The sequence below is a fragment of the Streptomyces sp. NPDC020489 genome, from assembly GCF_044386545.1.
Lineage (GTDB): Bacteria > Actinomycetota > Actinomycetes > Streptomycetales > Streptomycetaceae > Streptomyces.
Window position 1 is genome coordinate 28146 of record NZ_JBIRUZ010000020.1, and the last position, 24960, is coordinate 53105.

The window sequence follows — 24960 nt, forward strand, 5'->3', positions numbered from 1 at the left end:
AGCTACTTACTTGCTGCCCGGCAAGTTGACTACACTGGGAAGGTAGACCCGCAACTAGCCGGTCGTCAAGTAAGTTTTGCTCAAGGGCAAGGGCTTCACGGAGAATGGGCGGCACCATGGACGGCACCAAGCAGCGGCGCCGCGGGGACACCCGCCAGCGCATCCAGGACGTGGCCCTCGACCTCTTCGCCGAGCAGGGCTACGAGAAGACCTCCCTGCGCGAGATCGCCGAGGCCCTGGACGTCACGAAGGCGGCGCTCTACTACCACTTCAAGACCAAGGAAGAGATCCTGGTCAGCATCTTCGACGATCTGACCCAGCCGATCCTCGACCTGATCGAGTGGGGCCGGGAGCAGCCGCACACCCTGGAGACGAAGCAGGAGATCATCCGGCGTTACAGCGACGTCCTCGCCGACGCCTCCCCCCTGTTCCGCTTCATGCAGGAGAACCAGGCGACCGTACGGGAACTGCGCGTCGGCGAGACCTTCAAGGAGCGCATGCAGGGCCTGCGCGACATCATGATCGACCCGGCGGCCCGACTGGTCGACCAGGTCCGCTACACCAGCGCGATCTTCACCCTGCACGTCGGGATGTTCCTCCTCCAGGACCTCCCCGGCAGCTACGAGGACAAGCGGACGGCGGCCCTGGACGTGGCGCTGGACCTGGTGACCCAGGCCCACCGCGGAGCGGACGGCGCGTCCTAGACGGTCACGCCCTTCGAGCGGAGGAAGGCGACCGGGTCGATGGCCGACCCGTAGTTCGCGGTCGTACGGACCTCGAAGTGCAGATGCGGGCCGCTGGAGTTGCCGGTGTTGCCGGACAGGGCGATGCGCTGACCGGTCTTGACGACCTGGCCGACCTTCACCTCGATGCGCGAGAGGTGGGCGTACTGCGAGTAGGTCTTGCCGCCGTGCTTGATGACGATGGCGTTGCCGTACGCCGGGCCGTCGCCGGCGCCGTTGCCGCCGGCCTTGACGACCGTGCCGCCGTGCGCGGCGAAGACCTTGGTGCCGCTGGAGACGGCGAAGTCCTGACCGCTGTGGGTGGACTGCCACATGCCGCCGGCCTGCGCGAAGCTCGCGCTGAGCTTGTACTTCTTCACCGGGTCGACCCAGGAGGCGGCGCCGCTCGTGCCGGCGGCGGCCGCGACTCCGGTCCCCAGCACGGCCGAGACCCCCAGGCCGGCGGCCACCACGGCCACGCGGGAGCGGAGCAGGGACGTACGGGAAGAACGGGCAGAGAAGCGCGGGGACATCGAAACCTCATGGGGACGGGGACATGAAAACCACCCGGCGCACGGACGGCTGCCGGATGGGGCATCCCTTGGTAACCCCGAAGGCCCACGAGCCTCAAACCGCCGATCTACGACGGAAACTAGTACTTCACCCCAAAACTTCCCGGTTCTTGACAGAGACCGCATCCAGGACGAATCGGCACAGGACGGCGTAATGGCCTCGGCATTCCGGAAGGAAAGCCTCTTTTCCTCGCCCCACGCTTTCCACTATTCCGCGTAGTAACGGACAAATCGCCTGTGCGTCATGTCACCGGCCAGCCAGCTCTCAGCGTCACGGATTTCCCGTTCATGTGACGCACACCTCTTGGCACTTACCCCTCGGTAACCCTACGGTTCCCCTCGCGCCACCCACGCCGACGAGCATGCACCCGACAACGGCAGCGTTAACGACGTGAGAGGACCCTCCCCCGATGACGAACCGACGCCCCTTGGTGCGCCGCATGGCCGTCACCGCCGTCTCCACGGCGGCCCTCGTGTCCCTCGCCGCCCCGGCCGAGGCCGCGACCACCGAAGACGTCGACTACACCACCTGGCAGCGGGACTGCCAGGCGGTCATGGACCAGGCGCTGCCGTACCTGAAGCAGCGGATCGCCGCGGCGAAGCCCGGCGAGAAGCAGGCCATCGTCCTCGACATCGACAACACCAGCCTGGAGACCGACTTCGGCTTCAGCTACCCCCAGCCGGCCAACGAGCCCGTCCTGGACGTGGCCGAGTACGTCCAGGACCACGGCGTCGCCCTGTTCTTCGTCACGGCCCGCCCGGGCATCGTCTACTCGTTCACCGACCACAACCTCGAACACGTCGGCTACGACGTCTCCGGCCTCTACGTCCGCAGCTTCGTCGATCTCTTCAAGGACGTCGCCGCCTACAAGACGGCCAAGCGCGTCGACATCGAGAACAAGGGCTACACGATCATCGCGAACATCGGCAACAGCCCCACCGACCTGTCCGGCGGTCACGCCGAGAAGACGTACAAGCTGCCGGACTACGACGGCCAGCTCTCCTGAGCGTCGACGCGCCCTGAAAGCCGAGAAGGGGCCGCCCCGGAACCGAAGTTCCGGGGCGGCCCCTTCTTCACGCGCTCCCCGAAGGGCTACGCTTCCTTGCTCAGATTCGGACCGGCTCCACCGGCCGCCTGCTCGATCGGCGGGACGTCCGGCAGCGCCGACTTCTCCTCGCCGCGGAAGGTGAAGGTCTGGGTCTCGCCCTCGCCCTCCGTGTCCACGACGACGATGTGACCGGGGCGCAGCTCGCCGAAGAGGATCTTCTCCGAGAGGGTGTCCTCGATCTCGCGCTGGATCGTGCGACGCAGCGGCCGCGCGCCCAGGACGGGGTCGTAACCCTTCTTGGAGAGCAGCTCCTTGGCGGACTGGGAGAGCTCCAGGCCCATGTCCCGGTCCTTGAGGCGCTCGTCCACCTTGCCGATCATCAGGTCGACGATCGCGAGGATGTCCTCCTGGGTCAGCTGCGGGAAGACGACCACGTCGTCGACGCGGTTGAGGAACTCGGGGCGGAAGTGCTGCTTGAGCTCGTCCGAGACCTTGTTCTTCATGCGCTCGTAGTTGGTCTTCTTGTCACCCGAGGCCGCGAAGCCCAGGTTGAAGCCCTTGGAGATGTCCCGGGTGCCGAGGTTGGTCGTCATGATGATGACCGTGTTCTTGAAGTCCACGACCCGGCCCTGGGAGTCGGTCAGACGACCGTCCTCCAGGATCTGCAGCAGCGAGTTGAAGATGTCCGGGTGGGCCTTCTCGACCTCGTCGAAGAGGACCACCGAGAACGGCTTGCGCCGCACCTTCTCCGTCAGCTGGCCGCCCTCTTCGTAGCCCACGTAGCCGGGGGGCGAACCGAAGAGCCGCGAGACCGTGTGCTTCTCGCTGAACTCCGACATGTCGAGGGAGATCAGCGCGTCCTCGTCACCGAAGAGGAACTCCGCCAGAGCCTTCGACAGCTCCGTCTTACCGACACCGGACGGGCCGGCGAAGATGAACGAACCACCGGGACGCTTCGGGTCCTTCAGACCCGCGCGCGTACGACGGATCGCCTTCGACAGCGCCTTGACGGCGTCGACCTGGCCGATGACCCGCTTGTGGAGCTCGTCCTCCATGCGCAGCAGACGCGAGGACTCCTCCTCGGTCAGCTTGAAGACCGGGATGCCGGTGGCGGTCGCGAGGACCTCGGCGATCAGCTCGCCGTCGACCTCCGCGACGACGTCCATGTCGCCGGCCTTCCACTCCTTCTCGCGCTTGGCCTTCGCGGCGAGGAGCTGCTTCTCCTTGTCGCGCAGGGACGCGGCCTTCTCGAAGTCCTGCGAGTCGATCGCGGACTCCTTGTCCCGGCGGACGTCGGCGATCTTCTCGTCGAACTCGCGGAGGTCCGGCGGAGCGGTCATCCGGCGGATGCGCATCCGGGAGCCCGCCTCGTCGATCAGGTCGATCGCCTTGTCGGGCAGGAAGCGGTCCGAGATGTACCGGTCGGCCAGGGTCGCGGCCTGGACCAGCGCCTCGTCCGTGATGGAGACACGGTGGTGGGCCTCGTACCGGTCACGCAGACCCTTGAGGATCTCGATCGTGTGCGGCAGGGACGGCTCGGCGACCTGGATGGGCTGGAAGCGGCGCTCGAGAGCGGCGTCCTTCTCCAGGTGCTTGCGGTACTCGTCCAGCGTGGTGGCACCGATGGTCTGGAGCTCACCGCGGGCCAGCATCGGCTTGAGGATGGAGGCCGCGTCGATGGCGCCCTCGGCGGCACCCGCACCGACCAGCGTGTGGAGCTCGTCGATGAACAGGATGATGTCGCCGCGGGTGCGGATCTCCTTGAGCACCTTCTTCAGGCGCTCCTCGAAGTCACCGCGGTAGCGGGAGCCGGCGACCAGCGCACCGAGGTCGAGGGTGTAGAGGTGCTTGTCCTTGAGGGTCTCGGGCACCTCGCCCTTGACGATGGCCTGGGCGAGGCCCTCGACGACGGCGGTCTTGCCGACGCCGGGCTCACCGATCAGGACCGGGTTGTTCTTGGTACGGCGGGACAGCACCTGCATGACCCGCTCGATCTCCTTCTCGCGCCCGATGACCGGGTCGAGCTTGGACTCACGAGCGGCCTGGGTGAGGTTCCGGCCGAACTGGTCGAGGACCAGGGACGTCGAGGGGGTGCCCTCGGCAGGCCCGCCGGCGGTGGCGGTCTCCTTGCCCTGGTAACCGGAGAGCAGCTGGATGACCTGCTGCCGCACCCGGTTGAGATCTGCGCCCAGCTTGACGAGGACCTGGGCGGCGACGCCCTCGCCCTCGCGGATCAGGCCGAGCAGGATGTGCTCCGTGCCGATGTAGTTGTGGCCCAGCTGAAGGGCCTCGCGGAGCGACAGCTCCAGGACCTTCTTGGCACGGGGGGTGAAGGGGATGTGCCCGGACGGGGCCTGCTGGCCCTGGCCGATGATCTCCTCCACCTGCTGGCGGACCGCCTCGAGCGAAATCCCGAGGCTCTCAAGGGCCTTGGCGGCGACACCCTCACCCTCGTGGATCAGGCCCAGGAGGATGTGCTCGGTGCCGATGTAGTTGTGGTTGAGCATCCGGGCTTCTTCCTGAGCCAGGACGACAACCCGCCGCGCGCGGTCGGTGAACCTCTCGAACATCGTTAATCGCTCCTCAGAGCGGTCAGGCAGTGGGGGGAACTTCCCCTCCCTGTCCTTCCGCAGCTTAGTCCCGCAAGCGGGGACCGCTCATTCCAACTGCCGACACCGTCGATGGCCTCCTGACCCCGAACGCCGACATCTGCTCCAACCCGATGGTGCGAGACGATGTTCCCGCAGGCCAGGCAGTTACCCCCATCGCCAGTACGCCGTTGGCGAACGTGAGACGTCCTGTCCTGCGTGTCGCCCCCTCCCACTAGGGATGTCTTACCCGCCGGCACCGACAGTCCATGCCGCGCGCACCGGTTCCCTCCGCTACGGGCGAACAACCTTGCGCCTCCCCGCACCCCCGGACGCCCCCTCCTCCGACACCCTGCGCCACAGCAGGGGCACCCAGCGTAACTCCGGCGCTCTTCCGGCGGTTGCACTTGGCATGGTTGGCACAGTCCCTCCGGTCACCACGGTCCCCTCCCCCCGCCGGCCGCTCGAATCGAGCGATCAGGTCCGCCGGTGGTACGAGAACGAACTGGGGTGGCCGACCGTGCCCGGGACACCGGAATCCCCGCTACGACTTCGGGTGGGGCCGGTCTTCGACGTCCTGGACGTGCCGCTCCAGGCGGGCCGGGCCGGGCTGCGGCATCTGGCGCCGGGCTCCCCGGTGGCCGTGCAGGGCGACCGGATGCGGCTGCTGCTGGCCGCGGGCAGCGCGGAAGAGGTGCCCGGGGTGCTGGACTGGCTGGAGTGGGGCGCGCTGGCGCTCGATCTGACCGCGATCGGCGAGGGCGGGCTCATGGACGCGCCGCCGCCCCCCGGCCCGGGGGCGCCCACCGACGTCGTACGCCCTGCTCTCCTGCCCGGTGCGACCGGCCCGGGACGTTCCGCCGAGCCTGCTTCTACCGGACCGCGACCGTTGTCCGCGGGGGGTTCCGGTGCGCTCCGGGGGGCCGCCGTGTGGCTGCGGCCCCCCGTGCCGGGGCGTGAGGCCGAGGCCTCGCTGCCGACGCTGTCGGCCCTGGGGGGCGGTGGGGACGCCCCCGATCTCGTACGGCTGCTGGACACGGTGGCGGTGTGGTGCCACCGCCTGCGGCTGCGCGCGTGCGCTCAGCCGCCTGCCTGTCCCTAGGAGCGGGGCTCAGCCGTTGGCCTTCTCATAGGCCTCGCGAATGGACGCAGGAACGCGGCCGCGGTCGTTGACCTCGTAGCCGTTCTCCTTCGCCCACGCGCGGATCTGCGCGGTGTCCTGGCTGCCGCCGGCGGCGGCGCGCGTCTTTCCGCGACCGCCCGCAGCGCGGCCTCCGGTACGACGACCACCCTTCACGTAAGGATCGAGAAGGTCGCGGAGCTTGTCCGCATTGGCGGTCGTGAGATCGATCTCGTACGTCTTGCCGTCCAACGCGAACGTCACGGTCTCGTCCGCCTCGCCACCGTCGAGGTCGTCGACAAGAAGGACCTGAACCTTCTGTGCCACCGGATTTCCTTTCATCGATAACTTGAGGGACTGGGGTCTGCGGCGTCCGCCGTTTCGCCGCCCCCTGTTATATGCAGTACTGCGTTACGTCGGAAAGCAAACCGCTTTTGCTGAGAAAACACAAACCCCTGGGAGAGACAGACCGGTCGACTCCGGTCCGGAAACATGCGCGTTTCGGACATAGGGAACCTGGGCAGGGTCGCCCCCTGGAATAGGGCGTGACGATCACAGATGCAGAAGCATCCGGCTGTTGCCCAAGGTGTTCGGTTTCACTCGTTCGAGACCGAGGAACTCCGCGACACCCTCGTCATAGGAACGCAGCAGCTCCGCGTAGACATCGGTGTCAACCGGAGTCTCACCGATCTCGACGAAGCCGTGCTTGCCGAAGAAGTCGACTTCGAAGGTCAGGCAGAAAACCCGGCGAACACCGAGCCAACGGGCCGTGTGCAGCAACTTCTCCAGCAACTGATGACCGACGCCGGCGCCCTTCAGGCCCTGCTTCACGGCGAGAGTGCGCACTTCGGCGAGGTCTTCCCACATCACGTGGAGTGCGCCGCAGCCGACGACCTCGCCGTTGTCGTCGCGTTCGGCGACCCAGAACTCCTGGATGTCCTCGTAAAGCGTCACGGTGGCTTTGTCGAGCAGGATGCGGGCGCGGACGTACTCGTCGAGGAGACTGCGCACGGCCGGGACATCGCTGGTGCGGGCCCGTCGGACCGTGATGGCTTTTGCGGTGACTTCGGGACGCCGAGCGGGCGAGCTCTCTGCTGACATGTGCGGACGCTATCGCCCGTCGCCCTCCGCGGCCGAGCCGGGGTTCTCGCCGGTTTCACGAGCGGTATCCCGGGCGGCTTCGGCGGTTTCCGGCCCTTGGACGACGCGCATGGCGTCCCGCAGCGCGTGGCGCTGTTCCTCGCTCATCATGCCGAAGAACGCGACGAGGGCGGCGGCGGGGTTGTCGCTCTGCGACCAGGCGTCGTTCATCAGGGCCGCGGCGTAGGCGGCGCGGGTGGAGACGGCCTCATATCGATAGGCCCGCCCTTCGGCCTCGCGTCGCACCCAGCCCTTCTGATGGAGATTGTCCAAAACGGTCATCACCGTGGTGTAGGCGATGGACCGTTCCTGCTGAAGGTCTTCCAGGACTTCTCGAACGGTCACCGGGCGGTTCCACTTCCATACCCGCGTCATGACCGCGTCTTCGAGTTCTCCCAATGGGCGAGGCACAGCTCAGCACAATAGTGGGAGAACACGGCATTCGCGTGCCGGACGTGCGCTTGACCCGCAAACAAGAACAAAAAGGGCGTACGACTCGGAAAACGAGGGAGTCGTACGCCGGGGTGGGCCGGGGCCCGAGGTCAGGGTCAGGCGTCGCCGTGCGCGGAGGCCTGCTTGGCGCCCTCCGCGCGCGCGAGGGCCGCGTCGACGACGGCGTCCTCCTTGGCCTTGTTGGCCCCGCCCTGGGTCTTCACGATCACCCTGATCACGCCGATGAAGAACACGGCCATGACGACCGGGGGCACGAGCGCGGAGACGTAGTCCATACGACAAGGGTAGCCACGGGCTGGACGGGGCGGGGACGGGGGCGGGGGTCGCGACCCGACGGGGGTCGGACCTGCGGGTCGGGCGGGGCGGGTCCGCGGTTCGGGCGGGGCGGGCCTGCGGGTCGGGTGGGGCGGGTCCGCGGTTCGGGCGGGGCGGGCCTGCGGGTCGGCCGGGACGGGGGTGGCCGCCCGGCCGGGGAGGGGTCGGTGTCGACGGGGACGGGGTTGGCGCGCCCGGCCGGGGCGGATTGGCGCGCCCGGCGGGGACGGGGTTGGCGCCCAGCCGGGGTGCGGGTGGCCGCCCGGCCGGGACAGGGCGGCTGACGGGAAGGGGGGTGGCGCGCCCGGCCGGGGCAGGGTTGACGCCCGACCGGGGCGGGGTTGACGCCCAGCCCGGGCGCGGGTGGGCGCCCGGCCGGCTCGGGGTTGATCAGTCCGGCCAGGCAAGGGCGGTCAGCCCGGCCACGGCGGGGGCGGTCAGCCCGGCCGGGGCGCGGGTGGCCCGGCCAGGCGGGGGCGGTCAGCCCGGCCGGGCGGGGGGGGTGGTGGTCGCCCGGCCAGGGCGGGGGCAGTGGTCGCCCGGTCAGGGCGGGGGCAGTGGTCGCCCGGTCAGGGCCGGGCCGGTCAGCCCGCGGCGAGTTGTTGCGGTGGGTTCGGGGGCGGCGGGGTCGGCTTGCGGCGCGGGAAGACCTCGCCGGGGGTCGGGATGGGGCGCGCGGGCCGCGGGGACTCGGGGGCCGGCTGGGGGGCGGCCGGTTTCTCCGCGGGCTTCTTCGCCGGGGTTCGGGGCTTGTCCTCGGCGTCCTCCGCCGCGAGTTCCCCGACGGCTCCCGGGGCGCTCTCGGAAAGACCCCCGGGAAGGGCCAGGAGGCGGGCACGGGACGCCGGGACGGCCGGGGTGGACCTCCGGGCCGTCCCGCGGGCCAGCCGGGCCCGTACGTCCTGCTCGGCGAGGGTGAGGCAGCGGTCCAGCAGGGTGGCCGCGACGGGATTGCCGCGCAGCGCCCTCAGACCGGCGAGGTCGTCGGCCTCGGGCCGGTATCCGGCCCTCAGCGCCTCCTCCAGGAGGGTGAGGTAACCGGCGGCGGTGCCGGGCAGGGCGGCGCGGTACCGGGCGAGGTCGGCCACCAGAAAGGCACGCAGCCGGACGCCCTCGCGCATCGCCTCGTCGAGGGAGTCGGCTAGGCGTAGACAGTCCTGTACATCCTCGGCCGAGGCGGTTCGGGGGTGAAGGGCAAGAGCGAGAGCGCGGCGGAGCACACGCAGCTCCTCCACACCGAACGCCATGCCGCCGCGGGATCCGTATGGCGTGGGCATGCGGCGACAGTACGCGCTAATCAGACAAATCCGGCATAGCGGATGGGTGTGGCGCGGGCGGAGCCACCCGGGCGGAGGTGCCCCCTCCGCCCACCGCGCACCGCAGCGCACGTCACATCCGCGACACGTTCCGCTCGTAGACCAGGCGCAGACCCACCAGCGTCAGCCACGGCTCGTGCTCGTCGATCACCGAGGACTCGCCCAGCACCATCGGCGCCAGCCCGCCCGTGGCGATGACCGTCACGTCGTCCGGGTCCTCCGCGAGCTCCCGGGCCATCCGGTTCACGACCCCGTCGACCTGGCCGGCGAAGCCGTAGATGATGCCCGACTGCATCGCCTCGACGGTGTTCTTGCCGATCACGCTCCGCGGCCGGGCCACCTCGATCTTGCGCAGCTGCGCGCCGCGCACCCCGAGGGCCTCCACGGAGATCTCGATGCCCGGCGCGATCACCCCGCCGACGTACTCCCCGCGCGCGGACACCGCGTCGAAGGTCGTCGCCGTGCCGAAGTCGACGACGATCGCCGGGCCGCCGTACAGCTCGACCGCCGCGACCGCGTTGATGATGCGGTCCGCGCCGACCTCCTTGGGGTTGTCGGTCAGGATCGGCACCCCCGTCTTCACACCCGGCTCCACCAGCACCGCGGGCACGTCGCCGTAGTACCGCCGCGTCACCTCGCGCAGTTCGTGCAGCACCGAGGGGACCGTCGCGCAGATCGCGATGCCGTCGATGCCGTCGCCCAGCTCGTCACCGAGCAGCGGGTGCATGCCCATGAGGCCCTGGAGCAGGACCGCCAGCTCGTCGGCCGTGCGGCGGGCGTCCGTGGAGATGCGCCAGTGCTCGACGATCTCCTCGCCGTCGAACAGGCCGAGGACGGTGTGCGTGTTGCCCACGTCGATGGTGAGGAGCATCGCGACTACTCCGCCGCACGCAGGTCGAGGCCGATGTCCAGGATCGGCGAGGAGTGGGTGAGCGCCCCGACCGCGAGGTAGTCGACGCCGGTGTCGGCGTACACGCGCGCGTTGTCCAGCGTCAGCCGGCCCGAGGCCTCCAGCGCGGCGCGCCCCCGCACGAGCGCCACCGCCTCCTCGCACTCGCCGGGCGTGAAGTTGTCCAGCAGGATCAGGTCGGCGCCCGCGTCCACGACCTCGCGCAGCTGGTGCAGGGTGTCGACCTCGACCTCGATCGGCACGTCCGGGAAGGCCTCCCGTACGGCCTTGAAGGCCTGGGCGACGCCACCGGCGGCGACCACGTGGTTGTCCTTCACCAGCGCCGCGTCCGAGAGCGACATGCGGTGGTTGACGCCGCCGCCGCAGCGCACCGCGAACTTCTCCAGCGACCTCAGGCCGGGCGTGGTCTTGCGCGTGTCCCGCACGCGCGCCTTGGTGCCCTCCAGGGCGTCGGCCCACGCGCGCGTGGCGGTGGCGATGCCGGAGAGCCGGCACAGCAGGTTGAGCGCGCTGCGCTCGGCGGTGAGCAGGTCGCGGGTGCGGGTGGTGACCGACAGGAGCTTCTGTCCGGCCTCCACCCGGTCGCCGTCCTCCACGTGCCGCTCGACCTCGAACTCGTCCTCGCAGACCACCGAGACGACCGCCTCGGCGACCCTGAGGCCGGCCACGACGCCCGCCTCGCGCGCGACGAAGTCGGCGGTGGCGACGGCGTCCTCGGAGATGGTCGCGACCGTCGTCACGTCCACGCCGTGGTCGAGGTCCTCCTGGATGGCCACGTTGGCGATGTCCTCGACCTCCACGGGGTCGAGCCCGGCGTCGGCCAGGAGCTGGGCGAGCGCGGGGTCGAGCCCGCACTCCAGGTACTCCTCGTCGAGGCCGTCCGTGGCGGCGCCACAGGCACAGCCGTCGCCGCAGCCACCGGTCTCGGCAAGGGGAAGGTCGGGGGTGCTCACGTCTGTCACTGCTCCTGAGGGTGCTGCCGGGTCGGGGGGAAGTCTGCGGTATCGGTGGTGTGTACGGCGAGGGTCCGGTCCGGATTCAGCCGTACGACGATGTGGCGGCGCCAGGTCGCGTCGTCGCGCTCGGGCCGGTCCTCGCGCCAGTGGCAGCCACGCGTCTCCTCGCGCTGCCGGGCGGCGGCGACCAGGACGCGGGCCACGCACATCAGGTTGGTGGCCTCCCAGGTGTCGACGCCGGGCTCGGCCGTCTTGCCGTTCTCGTCGAGGGCGTCACGCGCGTCGCTGTGCAGCCGCTGGAGCTGGTCGGCGGCCTTGGCCAGGGACTCGGCCGAGCGCAGGACGCCCGCACCCTCGGTCATGATCCGCTGGATCGCGAACCGGGCCTCGGGGGCGAGCAGGGGGTGCGCGGGCCGCTCGGGGTGCGCGACGGGTGCGGGCACGCGCGCGTGGAGGCCGTTCGCCTTCTGGACCGCCGCGATGTCGGCCACGATGCGCTCGGCGTAGACCAGTCCCTCCAGCAGGGAGTTGGAGGCGAGCCGGTTCGCGCCGTGCACGCCGGTGCAGGCGACCTCGCCGCACGCGTACAGGCCGGGGACGGTCGTGCGGCCCTGGGGGTCGGTGCGCACGCCGCCGGAGGCGTAGTGGGCGGCCGGGGCGATCGGGATGGGCTCGGTGACCGGGTCGATGCCGTGGGCGCGGCAGGCGGCGAGGATCGTCGGGAAGCGGTGCTCCCACATCTCGGCGCCGAAGTGCCGGGCGTCGAGGAACATGTGCTCGGCGTCCTGCTCCTGCATGCGGCGCGTGATGCCCTTGGCGACGATGTCCCGGGGCGCGAGCTCGGCCAGTTCGTGCTGCCCGACCATGAAGCGCACGCCGTCGCCGTCGACGAGGTGGGCGCCCTCGCCGCGGACCGCCTCGGAGACCAGGGGCTGCTGGCCCTCGGCGTCCGGCCCGAGGAACAGCACGGTCGGGTGGAACTGGACGAACTCCAGGTCGCTGACCTCGGCCCCCGCGCGCAGGGCGAGCGCCACGCCGTCGCCGGTCGACACGGACGGGTTGGTGGTCGCGGAGAAGACCTGGCCCATGCCGCCGGTCGCCAGGACCACCGCGGGGGCGTGCACGGCGCCCACGCCGTCGTGCTGGCCCTCGCCCATGACGTGCAGGGTGACGCCCGCCGTCCGGCCGTCGGCGTCGGTGAGCAGGTCGAGCACGAGCGCGTTCTCGATCGTGCGCAGTCCCCGCGCGCGTACGGCCTCGACGAGCGCCCGGGAGATCTCCGCGCCGGTCGCGTCACCGCCCGCGTGGGCGATGCGGCGCCGGTGGTGGCCGCCCTCACGGGTGAGTTGCAGGTCGCCCGCCTCGGACTCGTCGAAGTGGGCGCCGGTCGCGATCAGGCGGCGTACGGCGTCGGGTCCCTCGGTGACGAGGATCCGCACGGCCTCCTCGTCGCACAGGCCCACGCCCGCGACCAGGGTGTCGTGCAGGTGCTGTTCGGGGGTGTCGCCCTCGCCGAGGGCCGCGGCGATGCCGCCCTGCGCCCAGCGGGTGGAGCCGTCGTCGAGGCGGGCCTTGGTGACGACGACGGTCCGCAGGCCCTCGGCCTCGCAGCGCAGGGCCGCGGTGAGACCGGCGACGCCGGAGCCGACGACCACGACGTCCGCGTCGATGGACCACCCGGGCGCGGGTGCGTGCAGTCGTATGCCTGTGCTGGTCACGAGGCGGCTCCGAAGGTCAGGGGGAGGTTGTCGATCAGCCTGGTCGTCCCGACCCGGGCGGCGACGGCGAGGACGGCCTCGCCGGTGAAGTCGTCGTCGATCTCCGAGAAGTCGGACGGGTCGACGAGCGCGAGGTAGTCCAGGGCGATCGGCGGGTCGAGGCGGGCCGCGTCGTCGAGGACCAGGCGGGCGGCGGCCCGGACGGCCGAGGGGGCGCCCGGGCGTGCCTTGGCGACGGCGTGGGCGTCGGCGGCCGCGCGGGACTCCCCCAGGGCGCTGAGCGCCTCGGCACGCGCGTGCGTGGCGGGCACCTCGCGTGCCCGGGCCCGCAGCGCCTCCTGCGCCGCGTGCCGGTCGCGGCCCGCGAACAGCGCCTGGGACAGCGCCAGTGCCGTGCGCCGCTCCTTGGGCGACAGGTACCGGTTGCGGCTGGACAGGGCCAGGCCGTCGTCCTCGCGGACGGTCGGCACGCCGACGATCTCGACCGGGAAGTTCAGGTCCCGCACCATGCGCCGGATGAGGGCCAGCTGCTGGGCGTCCTTCTGGCCGTACAGGGCGACGTCGGGGCGGGTGAGGTGCAGCAGCTTGGCGACGACCGTGAGCATGCCGTCGAAGTGCCCGGGGCGCGAGGAGCCCTCCAGGCGCTCCCCCATCGGGCCGGCGCTGATGCGGACCTGGGGTTCGCCGCCGGGGTAGACCTCGTCGACGGACGGGGCGAACACGGCGTCGGCGCCCGCCAGTTCGGCGATCTTGATGTCGGCGTCGAGGGTGCGCGGGTAGCGGTCGAGGTCCTCGCCCTCGCCGAACTGGAGGGGGTTGACGAAGACGGTGACGACGACCTCCCCCTCGGGGCCGGCGATCTCCCGCGCGGTGCGGATCAGGGTGGCGTGGCCCTCGTGCAGGGCGCCCATGGTCATCACGACGGCACGGCGGCCGTGGCGTACGCGCGCGTGGAGCTCGTCGGCGGTGCGCAGCAGGGTGGTGGTCATCCGGCGTCTCCCTTGGTGCCGTCGGTGCCGTCGGCATCGGTCCCGTGGGCGTCGGCGCCGCCCGCGAGGACCCCGAGGAGGTCCTCGGCGAGCTCGGGCTTGAGCAGCCCGTGGGCGAGCGCCCGGTCGGCGGTCGCGCGCGCCATCGCCAGGTATCCGGCGACGGTCTGCGGGGCGTGCTTGCGCAACTCGGTGACGTGCGCGGCGACGGTGCCCGCGTCCCCGCGCGCGACGGGGCCGGTCAGGGCCGCGTCCCCGGAGCGCAGGGCGTTGTCGAGGGCGGCGCCGAGCAGCGGGCCGAGCATCCGGTCGGGGGCCTCGACGCCTGCCGCGCGCAGCAAATCCATGGCCTGGTTGACCAGGGTGACCAGGTGGTTCGCGCCGAGGGCGAGCGCCGCGTGGTAGAGCGGGCGGCGCTCCTCGGCGATCCACTCGGGTTCGCCGCCCATCTCGATGACGAGGGCCTCGGCGGCCAGCCGCAGCTCCACGGGCGCGGTGACGCCGAAGGAACACCCCGCGAGCCGCTGGACGTCCACCTGGGTGCCGGTGAAGGTCATCGCGGGATGCAGGGCCAACGGCAGCGCGCCCGCGCGCAGGGCCGGGTCGAGGACCTTGGCGCCGTACCGCCCGGAGGTGTGCGCCAGCAGCTGCCCCGGCCGTACCGCCCCCGTCTCGGCGAGGCCCTCCACAAGGCCGGGCAGGGTGTCGTCCGGGACGGTCAGGAGCACCAGGTCGGCGCGCTGGAGCACCTCGGCGGGCGGCACGAGCGGCACGTCCGGGAGCATCAGCGCGGCCCGCCTGCGGGAGGCCTCGGAGACCCCGGAGACGGCCACCGGGCGGTGCCCGGCGAGCTGGAGGGAAGCGGCGAGCGCGGGGCCCACCCGCCCGGCGCCGACGACGCCGACGGTGAGCCGCGCGGGGCGGTCCTTGGGGTCTGGCAGTTGGCTTGTACTCACTCGACGGCGGCCTTCCCGTTCCAGTCCGCTCCGGGTACCGGACGATTTCTCGTCATGTTAACGCGATTGGTTCGAGGGGTGTTCGGTCATCCACAGCCTGTGGGTCCGCCGCGAGCCCCGCGGGAGTGAAATCCGGGTGTCCGTGGACGGGGCGCACGGGATGATCCAGGGCATGAGCGATGCGGCGGAGCAGGTGGAGGAGCAGTCGACGGAGGAACCGTCGGCTGGGGAACAGTCGGCTGGGGAAAAGTCGGGTCAAGGGCATTCGGACGAGGGGCGATCGGCCGAGGAGCGTCTGCGGGAGCGGCGACGGAACGCCGCGCGTGGCGCGCGGCGCGTCCTGTGGCGCGGCGGGCTCGCCGGAAGCATCCGGGAGCGGCTCGCCGCGCTGGTCGAGGCGGCGCCCGAGGTGTACGACGTGGACGAGGCCGCCGACATCTACGGCAACGGGGTCGTCACGGCCCTGGAGGAGCGCGTCGCGAGCCTGTTGGGCAAGGAGGCCGCCGCGTTCTTCCCCACCGGCACGATGGCCCAGCAGGTCGCCCTGCGCTGCTGGGCGGCCCGCACCGGCAACCCGACGGTCGCCCTGCACGCCCTGGCCCACCCCGAGGTCCATGAACGGCAGGCCTTCGCCCAGGTGAGCGGGTTGCGCCCGGTACGCCTGACCGGCGAGCCCCGGCTGCCGACCGCCGAGGAGGTGCGGGACTTCGAGGAGCCGTACGGCACGCTGATGCTGGAGCTGCCCCTCAGGGACGCCGGATTCGTCCTGCCGACCTGGGAGGAGCTCACCGAGACCGTCCAAGCGGCGCGCGAGCGGGATGCGGTGGTGCACTTCGACGGCGCGCGTCTGTGGGAGACCACCGTCCACTTCGACCGTCCCCTGGACGAGATCGCGGACCTCGCGGACAGCGTGTACGTCTCGTTCTACAAGTCCCTCGACGGTTTCGCGGGCGCGGCGCTCGCCGGCCCGAGAGCGCTGGTGGACGAGGCGAGGACCTGGCGCCACCGGTACGGCGGGACGGCCTTCCAGCAGTTCCCCACGGCCCTGTCCGCGCTCGTCGGCCTGGAGCGGGAGCTGCCCCGGCTGCCGCAGTACGTCCGCCACGCGCGCGTGGTCGCGGTCGCGCTGCGGGAGGGGTTCGCCGACGCCGGGGTGGCATGGGCGCGCGTGCACCCGGAGGAGCCGCACACGCACCAGTTCCAGGTCTGGCTGCCGTACGACCCCGAGGTGCTGACGGAGGCCGCGGTGCGGCAGGCGGAGGAGACCGGGACGTACCTGTTCACCGGCTACTGGGACCGCGGCGGGCCCGGCCTGGGCTTCGTCGAGGTCACCGTGGGCTCGGCGGGGCTGGAGTGGACGGCCGCCGACGTGAAGGCGGCGGTGGCGGACTTCGCCGGTCGGCTGCGGTAGGGCGGGCGGGAGTCGAGGGTGAGCCGTGGCCCGGCTCGGCGGAACCGGCTGCCACAGCATCCGGGCGGGACCGGCGGCAGGCCCCTCGGTGACCGGGGCCCGACCAGTGGCCCAGTAGGCGGCGCACGCCCACCCGCCGTGCGCCGGACCCGCCCGCCATGCGTCCCAGGCACCGGTAGGGCAGCTCGCGTCGGTGCGGGGGCGAGGTCGCGTCGATTGACGGCCGCTGTCAATCGAGGGCGGTGTTGTCAGTGGCGGGGTGCACCATGAGGTCATGAGCGTGCGCATCGACATCGCGGGGCTGCGGCCGGAGAGGGTCGCCGTCGTGCCGTCCCCCCTGGCCGAGCTCGGCATGGCGCTGCACGCGCTGGCCGAGCCGGCCCACCATCCAGGGCTCCAGGGCTGGGTGACGGGCGTGACGGCCGGCCTCGACCCGCATCTCGCCGACCGGATGTGCGACGCGGACTTCCTGTGGACGACGACGTTCGCGGACCTCTTCCTGCCGTACGCGGGCATCCCGGGTGGCACCACCCTGCCTGGGGCCACGCTCGCCGAGGAACTGGACCTGCTGGACAAGCTCACGGACGAGCAGTTCGTCAACGCCGCCCTGGAGTTCAGCTGCGCGACCTGCTACGACGTCGGGGCGGACTGGCTCGTCGACGCCGCGCAGGGGCGGCGCGCCCTGGAGTTGGCCGCCGCGCGCGGGCCGCGCCAGGAGCGGTTCACCGAGCTGCTGCTGACCGACCCGCCCACGATCCGGGCCTGGCTGCGCCAGTTCCTCCAGGACTGCGACGAGGCGTTCTTCGCGGAGGCCTGGTCCCGGCTGCGCCACCAGCTCGCGGCGGACGCCCGGCACAAGACCGACCTCCTGCGCCGCAAGGGCCTGGGCGAGATGCTGGCCGCGGTGTCCCCGGCGGTCACGCTCGACGAGACGGGCACCCGGATCACGGTCGACAAGCTGAGCGTGGGCCGTACGACCACAGGGGACGGCACCCTCCTCCTCGTACCGACCAGCCTCGGCCGACCGCATCTGGCCGTGCTGTACCGGCCCGGTTGGCAGCCGGTGGTGCACTACCCGGTCGGCTCCCCCGAACTCGCGGCCCCGCCCACCGTCGAGCAGCTCGCCCTGCGGATGACCGCCCTGTCCCACCCGGTACGGATGCGGATCTGCCGACACCTGGCCCGCAGCGCCTGGACCACGAGCGAACTGGCGCAGGCGCACGGCATGACGGCCCCCGAGATATCCCGGCACCTGGGCGTGCTGAAGAAGGCGGGCCTGGTCAGCACGCGGCGGCGCGGCCGGTACGTCCAGCACCAGTTGGACCTCGCGGTCGTGGCCCGGCTGGGCAGCGACTTCCTGGAGGGCATCCTGCGCTGAGCAACCGGCTCAGTCGAACCGGATGTGCCGCACCCCGACGCCCACCTGCCGCAGCCGTGTCCGCAGCGCGCCCTCCCGGTTCGGCCTCAGCGTCAGGCCGGCCAGGGCGGCGATACGGTCGGCCGTCCTCGGCACGGTCGAGTGGTCCGTCCACAGATGCTCGGCGAACTCGGGCTCGCGCAGCCGCTCCAGACAGTGGTCGAGCTGCCGCAGCGCCCAGGTCTCGCGGCCCAAACCGGCGTTCTTGCCGCCGACGTACGACAGGAGGTGACCGAAGCCGCGCTCCCGCAGCCGTCGAACGACGGTCTCCCGCTCGGCGAGGAGGGTGAAGTGCCGTACGTCGTGGCCGAGTTCGCCCAGGCGCCCGACGGTCTCGGCGAAATAGCCGGAGTCGGTGACCGTCATCGGGACGACGACCACGCCGTCGCGCCTGGTCAGGGCGAGGTCGAGCACCTCGACGACGCCCTGCCGCCAGGACCTCAAGTCCTGGAAGTCGCCGCGCAGTTCGGGCGGCAGCATGCGGCGCAGGCCGAATCCGGCGTGCTCGGGGTCGCAGACGACACTGCCGGGCAGACGCCGTTGGATCTCGTACGCCGTCTGCGTCTTGCCGCCCCCGAAGGGGCCGTTGATCCACAGGAGCATGCGCAGACCCTAGTGGGCGCCGCTCGCGGAGGAGTCCCGTTCGCGGCCCCTGCCGGGTGAGCCTTCCCCGGGCCTCAGCCGTGCCCGCCGGCCCGCACCAGCCCCGTCTCGTACGCCAGCACCACCACCTGGACCCGGTCACGGAGTCCGAGCTTGGTCAGGATGCGGCCCACATGGGTCTTGACGGTCGCCTCGGACAACACCAGCCGGGCGGCGATCTCTCCGTTGGACAGGCCCTGGGCGACGAGCATCATGACCTCGCGCTCGCGGTCCGTGAGCCGCTCCAGCTCCTTGTGCCGGGGCTCCTTGCCCATGCTCGGCAGCATGGGCGCGAACCGGTCCAGGAGGCGGCGCGTGGTCGAGGGGGCCACCACCGCGTCGCCGCTGTGCACCGAGCGGATGGCGGTCAGCAGCTCGCCGGGCGGCACGTCCTTGAGCATGAAGCCGGAGGCGCCCGCCTTGAGACCGGAGAAGGCGTACTCGTCCAGGTCGAAGGTGGTCAGGATCAGCACCTTCGGCGGGTCGTCCTCCTGGCAGATGCGGCGGGTGGTCTCCACGCCGTCCAGCTTCGGCATGCGCACGTCCATCAGCACCACGTCGACGGCGGTCGCGCGCAGCACCTGGAGGGCCTCGACGCCGTCGCCCGCCTCGGCGACGACCTCCATGTCCGGCTGGGCGGCGAGCACCATCCGGAACCCGGTGCGCAGCAGCACCTGGTCGTCGACGAGCATCACGCGGATCGTCATCGAGTGGCCTCTTCCGTTTCTTCCGGCTCTGTAGCTTGCGTCTGGCTGGGTCTGACTGCGTCCGGTCGCCTCGGCAGGTGCCGACCCGGGGGGTGTGACAGGTGTCAACGAGGGGCGTGCGTCGGCGTCAATGCGCTGGTTTGAGCGGGAGCAGCGCACTGATACGGAACCCTCCGCCGGGACGGGGTCCCGCGTCCAGAGTGCCGCCGACCATACCGACCCGCTCGCGCATGCCGATCAGGCCGTGGCCCTGTCCGTCGGTGCCGCCCTCCTCGTACAGCTCGTGCGGGGCGCCCTTGCCGTCGTCCTCGACGAGCAGGCCGAGGCCGTCGTCGAAGTACACCAGGCGCACGCTGGCGCCCGCGTTCGGCCCGCCGTGCTTGCGGGTGTTGGTGAGCGCCTCCTGCACGATGCGGTACGCCGTGAGCTCGACGCCGCTGGGCAGCGGGCGCGGCGTGCCCTCCACCTTGAAGTCGACGGGCAGACCGGAGGTACGGCACTGCTCGACGAGGTCGTCGATCTGGTCGACGTCGGGCTGCGGGACGTACTCGCCGACCTCCTGGTGCTCGCCGGTGCGCAGCACGCCCAGCAGGCGGCGCATCTCGGCGAGGGCCTGGCGGCCGGTGGAGGAGATCGTCTCCAGGGCCTTCTTCGCCTGGTCGGGCGCGGCGTCGAGGACGTAGGCGGCGCCGTCGGCCTGCACCACCATCACCGAGACGTTGTGCGCGACGACGTCGTGCAGCTCACGCGCGATTCGGGCGCGCTCGGCGGCCACCGCGACCTTCGCCTGCGCCTCGCGCTCCTTCTCGAGCCGGCTCGCGCGCTCCTCCAGTTGCGCGAAGTAGGCGCGGCGGGTGCGCATCGAGTCGCCGAGCACCCAGGCCAGGGCGAACGGCACGGTCATGAAGATCATGAGCGCCACCGTGCCGAGGACGCCCGCCTGCTCCTCCGGCCAGCGCAGCTGCGCCAGTGGCGCCGCGCCGAGGCCGATGATCAGTGCCAGTCTCGACGCCCAGCGGGCGCCGGTCGCCGCGACGGTGTACGTGATCACCAGCAGGGCGAAGTCGGCGGGCAGCGTCGCCACGTCCAGCACCAGTTGCCCGACGCCGAGGGCGACACCCAGCAGCAGCATCTTCTCCGGCATACGCCGTCGCAACGCCACCACCAGGCACAGCAGGAGCGCGACCGGGACGATGAGCGTCTCGGAGCTGGTTCCTGGGGCGTCGCCCGTGGCGGAGCCGACGAAAACCACCGAGAGCCCGAACAGGAACACGGCCCAGAAGCCGTCGACCCATGTCGGGTGCCTGCGGAGGAAGTCATAGAGGCGTTGCACGTAACCCAGCGTAGGGAAGCGTGAAGCGTGCATGGGTCAACCGGAGGACCGATCCATGCGCGGCCCGCGTACTCCCCAAGGTGGAGGCCCCGTTCCTCTGTGCGCCTAGTCTGGCGCCGTGACGGACGAGACAGCGGGCGAGTGGCGCGGCTGGCGGGCGGCCACGGAGGCCGCTCTCTACGGCCCTGACGGCTTCTACCGCAGGCCCGAGGGCCCGGCCGGGCACTTCCGTACGTCGGTGCACGCGTCGCCCTTGTTCGCCGGGGCCGTGGTCCGGCTGCTCGGCCGGGTCGACGAGGCCCTGGGCCGGCCCGTGACGCTCGACTTCGTCGACATGGCCGCGGGGCGGGGCGAACTTGCGGCCGGCGTGCTCGCCGCCCTCCCCGCCGACCTGGCCGCCCGCACGCGCGTGTACGCCGTCGACCTCGCCGACCGGCCGCCCGCCCTCGACCACCGGGTCGAGTGGCTGTCGGAGCCCCCGCGCGGGATCACCGGCCTGCTCTTCGCCAACGAGTGGCTGGACAACGTGCCCGTCGAGATCGCCGAGGTGGACTCCGCGGGGGTGGCCCGCAGGGTTCTCGTACGGCGGGACGGGGCCGAGCGGCTCGGGGAGCCGTTCTCCGGCGCCGAGGCGGAGTGGCTCGCCCGGTGGTGGCCGCCGGCGGCCGAGGAGGGGCTGCGGGCGGAGGTGGGGCTGCCCCGGGACGAGGCGTGGGCCGCCGCGGTCGCGACGGTCGGGCGGGGGCTCGCGGTGGCGGTCGACTACGCGCACACCGTCGACACGCGCCCCCTCTTCGGGACGCTCACCGGGTTCCGCGCCGGGCGCGAGACGGCGCCTGTCCCGGACGGCTCGTGCGACATCACGGCGCATGTCGCGCTGGACGCGTGCGCCGCGCACGCCTCCCGTGCCCACGCCCCGCGAGCAGGCGCCGAGCGCACCCACCCCGAGCCCGCGCGCGCCCTGCGCGAGGGGCGCGTCCTGACACAGCGCGCCGCCCTGCACGCCCTCGGCCTCACCGGCGCACGCCCCCCACTCACGCTGGCCTCCACCGACCCGGCGGCCTACGTACGCGCCCTCGCGAGCGCCGGCGAGGCCGCCGAACTCACCGCGCCCGGAGGCCTCGGCGACTTCGGCTGGCTGCTCCAGCCGGTCGGCATCCCGGACACACCGGGAACACCCCTCGGGGACCTACTTGTCGATGTCCCCGACCACGAAGAACAGTGACCCCAGGATCGCCACCATGTCCGCCACCAGCGTGCCCGGCAGCAGCTCCACGAGCGCCTGGATGTTGTTGTACGAGGCCGAGCGGAGCTTGAGCCGGTACGGGGTCTTCTCGCCCTTGCTGACGAGGTAGTAGCCGTTGATGCCCAGCGGGTTCTCGGTCCACGCGTACGTGTGCCCCTCGGGCGCCTTCAGGACCTTGGGGAGCCGCTGGTTGATCGGGCCGGGCGGCAGCTCGGCGAGCCGGTCGAGGCAGGCGTCGGCGAGGTCGAGCGCGTTGTGGGTCTGCTCCAGGAGGACCTCGAAGCGGGCGAGGCAGTCGCCCTCCTGGCGGGTGACGACCTTCAGGGTGCCCGTCAGCTCCTCGTAGGCGAGGTAGGGCTCGTCGCGGCGCAGGTCGAAGTCGACGCCGGAGGCGCGCGCGATCGGCCCGCTCACGCCGTACGCGTGCACGGTCTCCGGCGCGAGGGCGCCCACGCCCCGGGTGCGCCCCCGGAAGATCTCGTTGCCGAGCACCAGGTCGTCGTACACGTCCATCCGCGAGCGCACGGCGGCGACGGCGGCACGCGCGCGTGTCGCCCAGCCGGCCGGCAGGTCCTCCTTGAGGCCGCCCACGCGGTTGAACATGTAGTGCATACGGCCGCCGGAGACCTCCTCCATGACGTTCTGGAGCACCTCGCGCTCCCGGAACGCGTAGAAGACCGGCGTGATGCCACCGAGCTCCAGGGGGTACGAGCCGAGGAACATCAGGTGGTTGAGCACCCGGTTCAGCTCCGCGAGCAGGGTGCGCGTCCACACCGCGCGCGGAGGGACCTCCATGCCGAGCATGCGCTCCACCGCGAGGACCACGCCCAGCTCGTTGGAGAAGGCCGACAGCCAGTCGTGGCGGTTGGCGAGCATGATGATCTGGCGGTAGTCACGCGCCTCGAAGAGCTTCTCCGCACCCCGGTGCATATAGCCGATCACCGGCTCCGCGTGCTGGATCCGCTCGCCGTCCAGGACGAGCCTGAGGCGCAGCACACCGTGCGTGGACGGGTGCTGGGGCCCGATGTTGAGCACCATGTCGGTGCTCTCCGCGGCGCCGCCGATACCGACCGTGGTCTCCGTCGTAGGAGTCATGGACACAGTCTCCCCTACGTACGCTGGCCCCATGGAGACGGGGAACGGGCGGGGCGCGGAGGTGGCCGACGGCGAGCCGGTGTGGATCGGCCTGCCCCCGGGACTGCTGCGGATGCGACGACTGCTGCTGGTGGTGTGGCTGGGGTTGCTGAGCATCGCGTGCGGTGCGCTGCCGTATCTGCTCGCCGGCCCCGCGTGGGCCGCGCTCGCGCTGCTGCCGCTCGCCCTCATGGCGTGGGGCTGGGTGCTGCTGGGCCGCAACTGGGCCTCCTGGCGGTACGCCGAGCGCGCCGACGACCTGCTGATCAGCCGGGGCGTGCTGTGGCGCGAGGAGACGGTCGTGCCGTACGGGCGGATGCAGCTGGTCGAGGTCACCTCGGGGCCCGTCGAACGGCACTTCGGGCTGGCCAGCGTGCAGTTGCACACCGCCGCCGCGGCGACCGACGCCACCATCCCGGGACTGGAGCCGGCCGAGGCGGAACGCCTGCGCGACCGGCTCACCGAACTCGGCGAGGCACGATCGGCGGGCCTGTGACGGCGCCGGGAGTCGACGACGACGTCGCGCGGAAGCTGCCGGTGACCGAGCGGCGGCTGCATCCCGTGACGCCGCTCCGGCGGGCGTGGGCGCCGGTCGCCGTGCTCATCGGATGGGCGGTGCACGACCCCGACCAGGCGCAACGGCAGCTGACGCGGCTGACGCCCACGGCGCTCCTGATCGGCCTCGCCGTGCTCGTCCCGGCCGCCGCCCTCTACGGCTTCCTCACCTGGTGGGCCACCCACTTCGCGGTCACCGAGTCCGAACTGCGCATCCGTACCGGCCTGGTGTTCCGGCGCGCCGCGCACATCCGGCTGGAACGCATCCAGGCGATCGACGTCACGCAGCCGCTCCTCGCGCGCGTGGCGGGCGTCGCCAAGCTGAAGCTCGACGTCATAGGCGCGGACAAGAAGGACGAACTGGCCTTCCTGGGGGAGCGTGAGGCGCGTGCGCTCCGCGCGGAACTCCTCGCGCGCGCCGCCGGGTTCGCGCCCGAGACGGCGCACGAAGTCGGCGAGGCGCCGGCGCGCGAGCTGCTGCGCACGCCTCCGCGCGACCTCGCCATCGCCCTCGTCCTGACCGGCGCCACCTGGGGCACGCTGGCGGCGGCCCTCGTCGTGCCGTCCCTGCTGTGGTTCGCCACCCACAGCCTGTGGACGATCCTCGCGACCGGCGTCCCGCTGCTCGGCGCGGCGGGCGCGAGCAGCGTGGGGCGGTTCGTCGGCGAGTACGACTGGACCGTGGGCGAGTCGCCCGACGGGCTGCGGATCGACCACGGGCTCCTGGACCGCACCCACGAGACGGTGCCGCCGGGGCGGGTGCAGACCGTGCGGATCGTGGAGCCGCTGCTGTGGCGGCGGCGCGGCTGGGTGCGGGTCGAGCTGGACGTGGCCGGGTCGTCCAACTCCGTGCTGGTGCCGGTCGCCGCCCGCGCGGTCGCCGAGGCGATCATCGCGCGCGTACTGCCCGGCGTGACCGTGCCGCCCCTGTCCGCGCTGTCCCGGCCCCCGCGGCGCGCCGGGCGCTGCGTGCCGCTGTGGTGGCGGGGCCATGGACTCGCCGTTACCGACGCCGTGTTCGCGGCACGGGTGGGCCTGCTGCGCCGCAGCCTCGCCCTGGTCCCCCACGCCAAGGTCCAGAGCGTGCGGCTCTCGCAAGGCCCCTGGAAGCGCGTCTGCCGCCTCGCCGACGTCCACGTGGACACGGGAGCCAACAAGACCGTCACGGCCCGCCTACGGGACGCCGAGGAGGCCGCACAACTGCTCCACGCCCAGGCGGAAAGATCCCGAACAGGCCGACGAGACGCCCGACCGGATCGGTGGATGGCTTGAGGGGGCTGGGTTGATGGCCACCGGCGGATGGCCTGAGAGGGCTGGGCCGATCGGACCGGCGGACGGCCCGGCAGGGCTCGCCAGACCAGACCGGCGGACGGCCAGAGGGAGCTGGGCTGATCTGACCGGCGGACGGCCCGGCAGGGCTCGCCAGACCAGACCGGCGGACGGCCAGAGAGGGCTGGCTGATCGGAACGGCAGATGGCCCGAGGGAGCCGGGCTGATCGGAACAGCAGACGGCTGCGCGGGCCTGGCCGGACCGGCGGACGGCCCGAGAGGGCTCACCCGACCAGACCAGGCCGCCTGACCCCAGCCGCCCGCGGTACCCGCACCTCCCGGCCCGCCCAGCCATCCTCGGCACTCGCGCCGGCCGCCCGCCCGACTGTCGCCCGTCCCGCGGGCAACCCAGCCCCGCCGTCCCCGAAAAACGAGAACCGCG

Annotated in this window: 24 protein-coding genes; 8 read left to right on the forward strand and 16 right to left on the reverse strand. The window is 71.9% G+C overall.

Annotated elements, in window-relative coordinates; translation table 11 throughout:
• The first annotated feature begins 104 nt into the window (after window positions 1–104).
• Window positions 105–704, forward strand: a complete 600-nt coding sequence (locus tag ACH41F_RS37575; protein WP_391241574.1) for a TetR family transcriptional regulator — start codon at window positions 105–107, stop codon at window positions 702–704.
• Here the strand turns inward: ACH41F_RS37575 and ACH41F_RS37580 are convergent.
• Complete coding sequence (locus tag ACH41F_RS37580; protein WP_398839536.1) at window positions 701–1255, reverse strand: M23 family metallopeptidase; 555 nt, start codon at window positions 1253–1255, stop codon at window positions 701–703. The two genes, ACH41F_RS37575 and ACH41F_RS37580, sit on opposite strands and share 4 nt — an antisense overlap.
• A 449-nt stretch (window positions 1256–1704) precedes the next feature.
• On the opposite strand from ACH41F_RS37580, the gene ACH41F_RS37585 reads away from it, so the two are divergent.
• Entirely contained in the window at window positions 1705–2301 is a 597-nt protein-coding gene (locus ACH41F_RS37585) for an HAD family acid phosphatase (RefSeq protein WP_398839537.1), read from the forward strand.
• Between the two features lie 86 nt (window positions 2302–2387).
• Here the strand turns inward: ACH41F_RS37585 and ACH41F_RS37590 are convergent, their stop codons facing one another.
• Window positions 2388–4913, reverse strand: a complete 2526-nt coding sequence (locus tag ACH41F_RS37590) for an ATP-dependent Clp protease ATP-binding subunit (RefSeq protein WP_398839538.1) — start codon at window positions 4911–4913, stop codon at window positions 2388–2390.
• A gap of 430 nt (window positions 4914–5343) precedes the next feature.
• Between ACH41F_RS37590 and ACH41F_RS37595 the strand changes: the two genes are divergently transcribed.
• Window positions 5344–6033, forward strand: a complete 690-nt coding sequence (locus tag ACH41F_RS37595; RefSeq protein ID WP_391241586.1) for an SCO3374 family protein — start codon at window positions 5344–5346, stop codon at window positions 6031–6033.
• Between the two features lie 9 nt (window positions 6034–6042).
• Here the strand turns inward: ACH41F_RS37595 and ACH41F_RS37600 are convergent, their stop codons facing one another.
• The 10 genes from ACH41F_RS37600 to ACH41F_RS37645 all read right to left on the reverse strand — a co-directional run bounded on the left by ACH41F_RS37600 (window position 6043) and on the right by ACH41F_RS37645 (window position 14804).
• Window positions 6043–6378, reverse strand: a complete 336-nt coding sequence (locus ACH41F_RS37600; protein ID WP_391241589.1) for a histone-like nucleoid-structuring protein Lsr2 — start codon at window positions 6376–6378, stop codon at window positions 6043–6045.
• A 225-nt stretch (window positions 6379–6603) separates the two neighbouring features.
• Window positions 6604–7152: an amino-acid N-acetyltransferase gene (locus tag ACH41F_RS37605; protein WP_391241592.1), complete on the reverse strand. Its 549-nt coding sequence runs from the start codon at window positions 7150–7152 to the stop codon at window positions 6604–6606.
• Window positions 7153–7161: 9 nt separating this feature from the next.
• Complete coding sequence (locus ACH41F_RS37610) at window positions 7162–7590, reverse strand: BlaI/MecI/CopY family transcriptional regulator (protein ID WP_391241595.1); 429 nt, start codon at window positions 7588–7590, stop codon at window positions 7162–7164.
• Between the two features lie 149 nt (window positions 7591–7739).
• Entirely contained in the window at window positions 7740–7919 is a 180-nt protein-coding gene (locus tag ACH41F_RS37615; RefSeq protein WP_391241598.1) for a hypothetical protein, read from the reverse strand.
• A 624-nt stretch (window positions 7920–8543) separates the two neighbouring features.
• A complete protein-coding gene (locus tag ACH41F_RS37620) occupies window positions 8544–9206 on the reverse strand; it encodes a hypothetical protein (RefSeq protein WP_391241867.1) in 663 nt (220 codons plus the stop codon).
• Between the two features lie 142 nt (window positions 9207–9348).
• Window positions 9349–10146 carry a type III pantothenate kinase gene (locus tag ACH41F_RS37625; RefSeq protein ID WP_109497635.1) on the reverse strand — a complete coding sequence of 266 codons (798 nt, stop codon included), beginning with the start codon at window positions 10144–10146 and terminating at the stop codon, window positions 9349–9351.
• A gap of 5 nt (window positions 10147–10151) precedes the next feature.
• Window positions 10152–11138 carry a carboxylating nicotinate-nucleotide diphosphorylase gene (nadC, locus tag ACH41F_RS37630; protein ID WP_391241601.1) on the reverse strand — a complete coding sequence of 329 codons (987 nt, stop codon included), beginning with the start codon at window positions 11136–11138 and terminating at the stop codon, window positions 10152–10154.
• Between the two features lie 5 nt (window positions 11139–11143).
• Window positions 11144–12859, reverse strand: coding sequence for an L-aspartate oxidase (locus tag ACH41F_RS37635; protein WP_391241604.1), 1716 nt, complete (start codon window positions 12857–12859; stop codon window positions 11144–11146).
• Window positions 12856–13848 (reverse strand): pantoate--beta-alanine ligase, encoded by a 993-nt coding sequence (panC, locus tag ACH41F_RS37640; protein ID WP_391241607.1) that lies wholly within the window; start codon window positions 13846–13848, stop codon window positions 12856–12858. Before panC ends, ACH41F_RS37635 begins: the two co-directional genes overlap by 4 nt.
• Window positions 13845–14804 (reverse strand): DUF2520 domain-containing protein, encoded by a 960-nt coding sequence (locus ACH41F_RS37645; protein ID WP_391241610.1) that lies wholly within the window; start codon window positions 14802–14804, stop codon window positions 13845–13847. The genes panC and ACH41F_RS37645 overlap by 4 nt, the downstream gene beginning before the upstream one ends.
• Window positions 14805–14976: 172 nt before the next feature.
• Between ACH41F_RS37645 and ACH41F_RS37650 the strand changes: the two genes are divergently transcribed.
• Window positions 14977–16215, forward strand: a complete 1239-nt coding sequence (locus ACH41F_RS37650) for a threonine aldolase family protein (RefSeq protein WP_398839539.1) — start codon at window positions 14977–14979, stop codon at window positions 16213–16215.
• Between the two features lie 274 nt (window positions 16216–16489).
• Window positions 16490–17593 carry a DUF5937 family protein gene (locus ACH41F_RS37655; RefSeq protein WP_391241616.1) on the forward strand — a complete coding sequence of 368 codons (1104 nt, stop codon included), beginning with the start codon at window positions 16490–16492 and terminating at the stop codon, window positions 17591–17593.
• A 9-nt stretch (window positions 17594–17602) separates the two neighbouring features.
• Here the strand turns inward: ACH41F_RS37655 and ACH41F_RS37660 are convergent, their stop codons facing one another.
• The 3 genes from ACH41F_RS37660 to ACH41F_RS37670 all read right to left on the reverse strand — a co-directional run bounded on the left by ACH41F_RS37660 (window position 17603) and on the right by ACH41F_RS37670 (window position 20314).
• Window positions 17603–18235: an AAA family ATPase gene (locus tag ACH41F_RS37660; protein WP_398839540.1), complete on the reverse strand. Its 633-nt coding sequence runs from the start codon at window positions 18233–18235 to the stop codon at window positions 17603–17605.
• A 74-nt stretch (window positions 18236–18309) separates the two neighbouring features.
• Complete coding sequence (locus ACH41F_RS37665; RefSeq protein WP_391241622.1) at window positions 18310–18981, reverse strand: response regulator; 672 nt, start codon at window positions 18979–18981, stop codon at window positions 18310–18312.
• 127 nt (window positions 18982–19108) lie between these two features.
• Window positions 19109–20314, reverse strand: coding sequence for a histidine kinase (locus ACH41F_RS37670; RefSeq protein WP_391241624.1), 1206 nt, complete (start codon window positions 20312–20314; stop codon window positions 19109–19111).
• 118 nt (window positions 20315–20432) lie between these two features.
• Between ACH41F_RS37670 and ACH41F_RS37675 the strand changes: the two genes are divergently transcribed.
• Window positions 20433–21539 (forward strand): SAM-dependent methyltransferase, encoded by a 1107-nt coding sequence (locus ACH41F_RS37675; RefSeq protein WP_398839541.1) that lies wholly within the window; start codon window positions 20433–20435, stop codon window positions 21537–21539.
• Here ACH41F_RS37675 and ACH41F_RS37680 read toward each other — a convergent pair.
• Window positions 21504–22655 (reverse strand): NADH-quinone oxidoreductase subunit D, encoded by a 1152-nt coding sequence (locus tag ACH41F_RS37680; RefSeq protein WP_391241630.1) that lies wholly within the window; start codon window positions 22653–22655, stop codon window positions 21504–21506. The genes ACH41F_RS37675 and ACH41F_RS37680 overlap by 36 nt on opposite strands.
• Here ACH41F_RS37680 and ACH41F_RS37685 point away from each other — a divergent pair.
• Complete coding sequence (locus ACH41F_RS37685) at window positions 22654–23190, forward strand: PH domain-containing protein (protein WP_391241633.1); 537 nt, start codon at window positions 22654–22656, stop codon at window positions 23188–23190. The genes ACH41F_RS37680 and ACH41F_RS37685 overlap by 2 nt on opposite strands.
• Window positions 23187–24521 (forward strand): PH domain-containing protein, encoded by a 1335-nt coding sequence (locus tag ACH41F_RS37690; RefSeq protein WP_398839542.1) that lies wholly within the window; start codon window positions 23187–23189, stop codon window positions 24519–24521. The genes ACH41F_RS37685 and ACH41F_RS37690 overlap by 4 nt, the downstream gene beginning before the upstream one ends.
• The last annotated feature ends 439 nt before the right edge of the window (window positions 24522–24960 follow it).

Excerpts from the sequence above, each read along its gene's own strand:
- ACH41F_RS37575 (WP_391241574.1), top strand. The coding sequence starts at position 105 with ATGGGCGGCACCATGGACGGCACCAAGCAGCGGCGCCGCGGGGACACC.
- ACH41F_RS37580 (WP_398839536.1), bottom strand. The coding sequence starts at position 1,255 with ATGTCCCCGCGCTTCTCTGCCCGTTCTTCCCGTACGTCCCTGCTCCGC.
- ACH41F_RS37585 (WP_398839537.1), top strand. The coding sequence starts at position 1,705 with ATGACGAACCGACGCCCCTTGGTGCGCCGCATGGCCGTCACCGCCGTC.
- ACH41F_RS37590 (WP_398839538.1), bottom strand. The coding sequence starts at position 4,913 with ATGTTCGAGAGGTTCACCGACCGCGCGCGGCGGGTTGTCGTCCTGGCT.
- ACH41F_RS37595 (WP_391241586.1), top strand. The coding sequence starts at position 5,344 with ATGGTTGGCACAGTCCCTCCGGTCACCACGGTCCCCTCCCCCCGCCGG.
- ACH41F_RS37605 (WP_391241592.1), bottom strand. The coding sequence starts at position 7,152 with ATGTCAGCAGAGAGCTCGCCCGCTCGGCGTCCCGAAGTCACCGCAAAA.
- ACH41F_RS37615 (WP_391241598.1), bottom strand. The coding sequence starts at position 7,919 with ATGGACTACGTCTCCGCGCTCGTGCCCCCGGTCGTCATGGCCGTGTTC.
- ACH41F_RS37620 (WP_391241867.1), bottom strand. The coding sequence starts at position 9,206 with ATGGCGTTCGGTGTGGAGGAGCTGCGTGTGCTCCGCCGCGCTCTCGCT.
- ACH41F_RS37625 (WP_109497635.1), bottom strand. The coding sequence starts at position 10,146 with ATGCTCCTCACCATCGACGTGGGCAACACGCACACCGTCCTCGGCCTG.
- panC (WP_391241607.1), bottom strand. The coding sequence starts at position 13,848 with ATGACCACCACCCTGCTGCGCACCGCCGACGAGCTCCACGCGCGCGTA.
- ACH41F_RS37650 (WP_398839539.1), top strand. The coding sequence starts at position 14,977 with ATGAGCGATGCGGCGGAGCAGGTGGAGGAGCAGTCGACGGAGGAACCG.
- ACH41F_RS37655 (WP_391241616.1), top strand. The coding sequence starts at position 16,490 with ATGAGCGTGCGCATCGACATCGCGGGGCTGCGGCCGGAGAGGGTCGCC.
- ACH41F_RS37660 (WP_398839540.1), bottom strand. The coding sequence starts at position 18,235 with ATGCTCCTGTGGATCAACGGCCCCTTCGGGGGCGGCAAGACGCAGACG.
- ACH41F_RS37665 (WP_391241622.1), bottom strand. The coding sequence starts at position 18,981 with ATGACGATCCGCGTGATGCTCGTCGACGACCAGGTGCTGCTGCGCACC.
- ACH41F_RS37685 (WP_391241633.1), top strand. The coding sequence starts at position 22,654 with ATGGACACAGTCTCCCCTACGTACGCTGGCCCCATGGAGACGGGGAAC.
- ACH41F_RS37680 (WP_391241630.1), bottom strand. The coding sequence starts at position 22,655 with ATGACTCCTACGACGGAGACCACGGTCGGTATCGGCGGCGCCGCGGAG.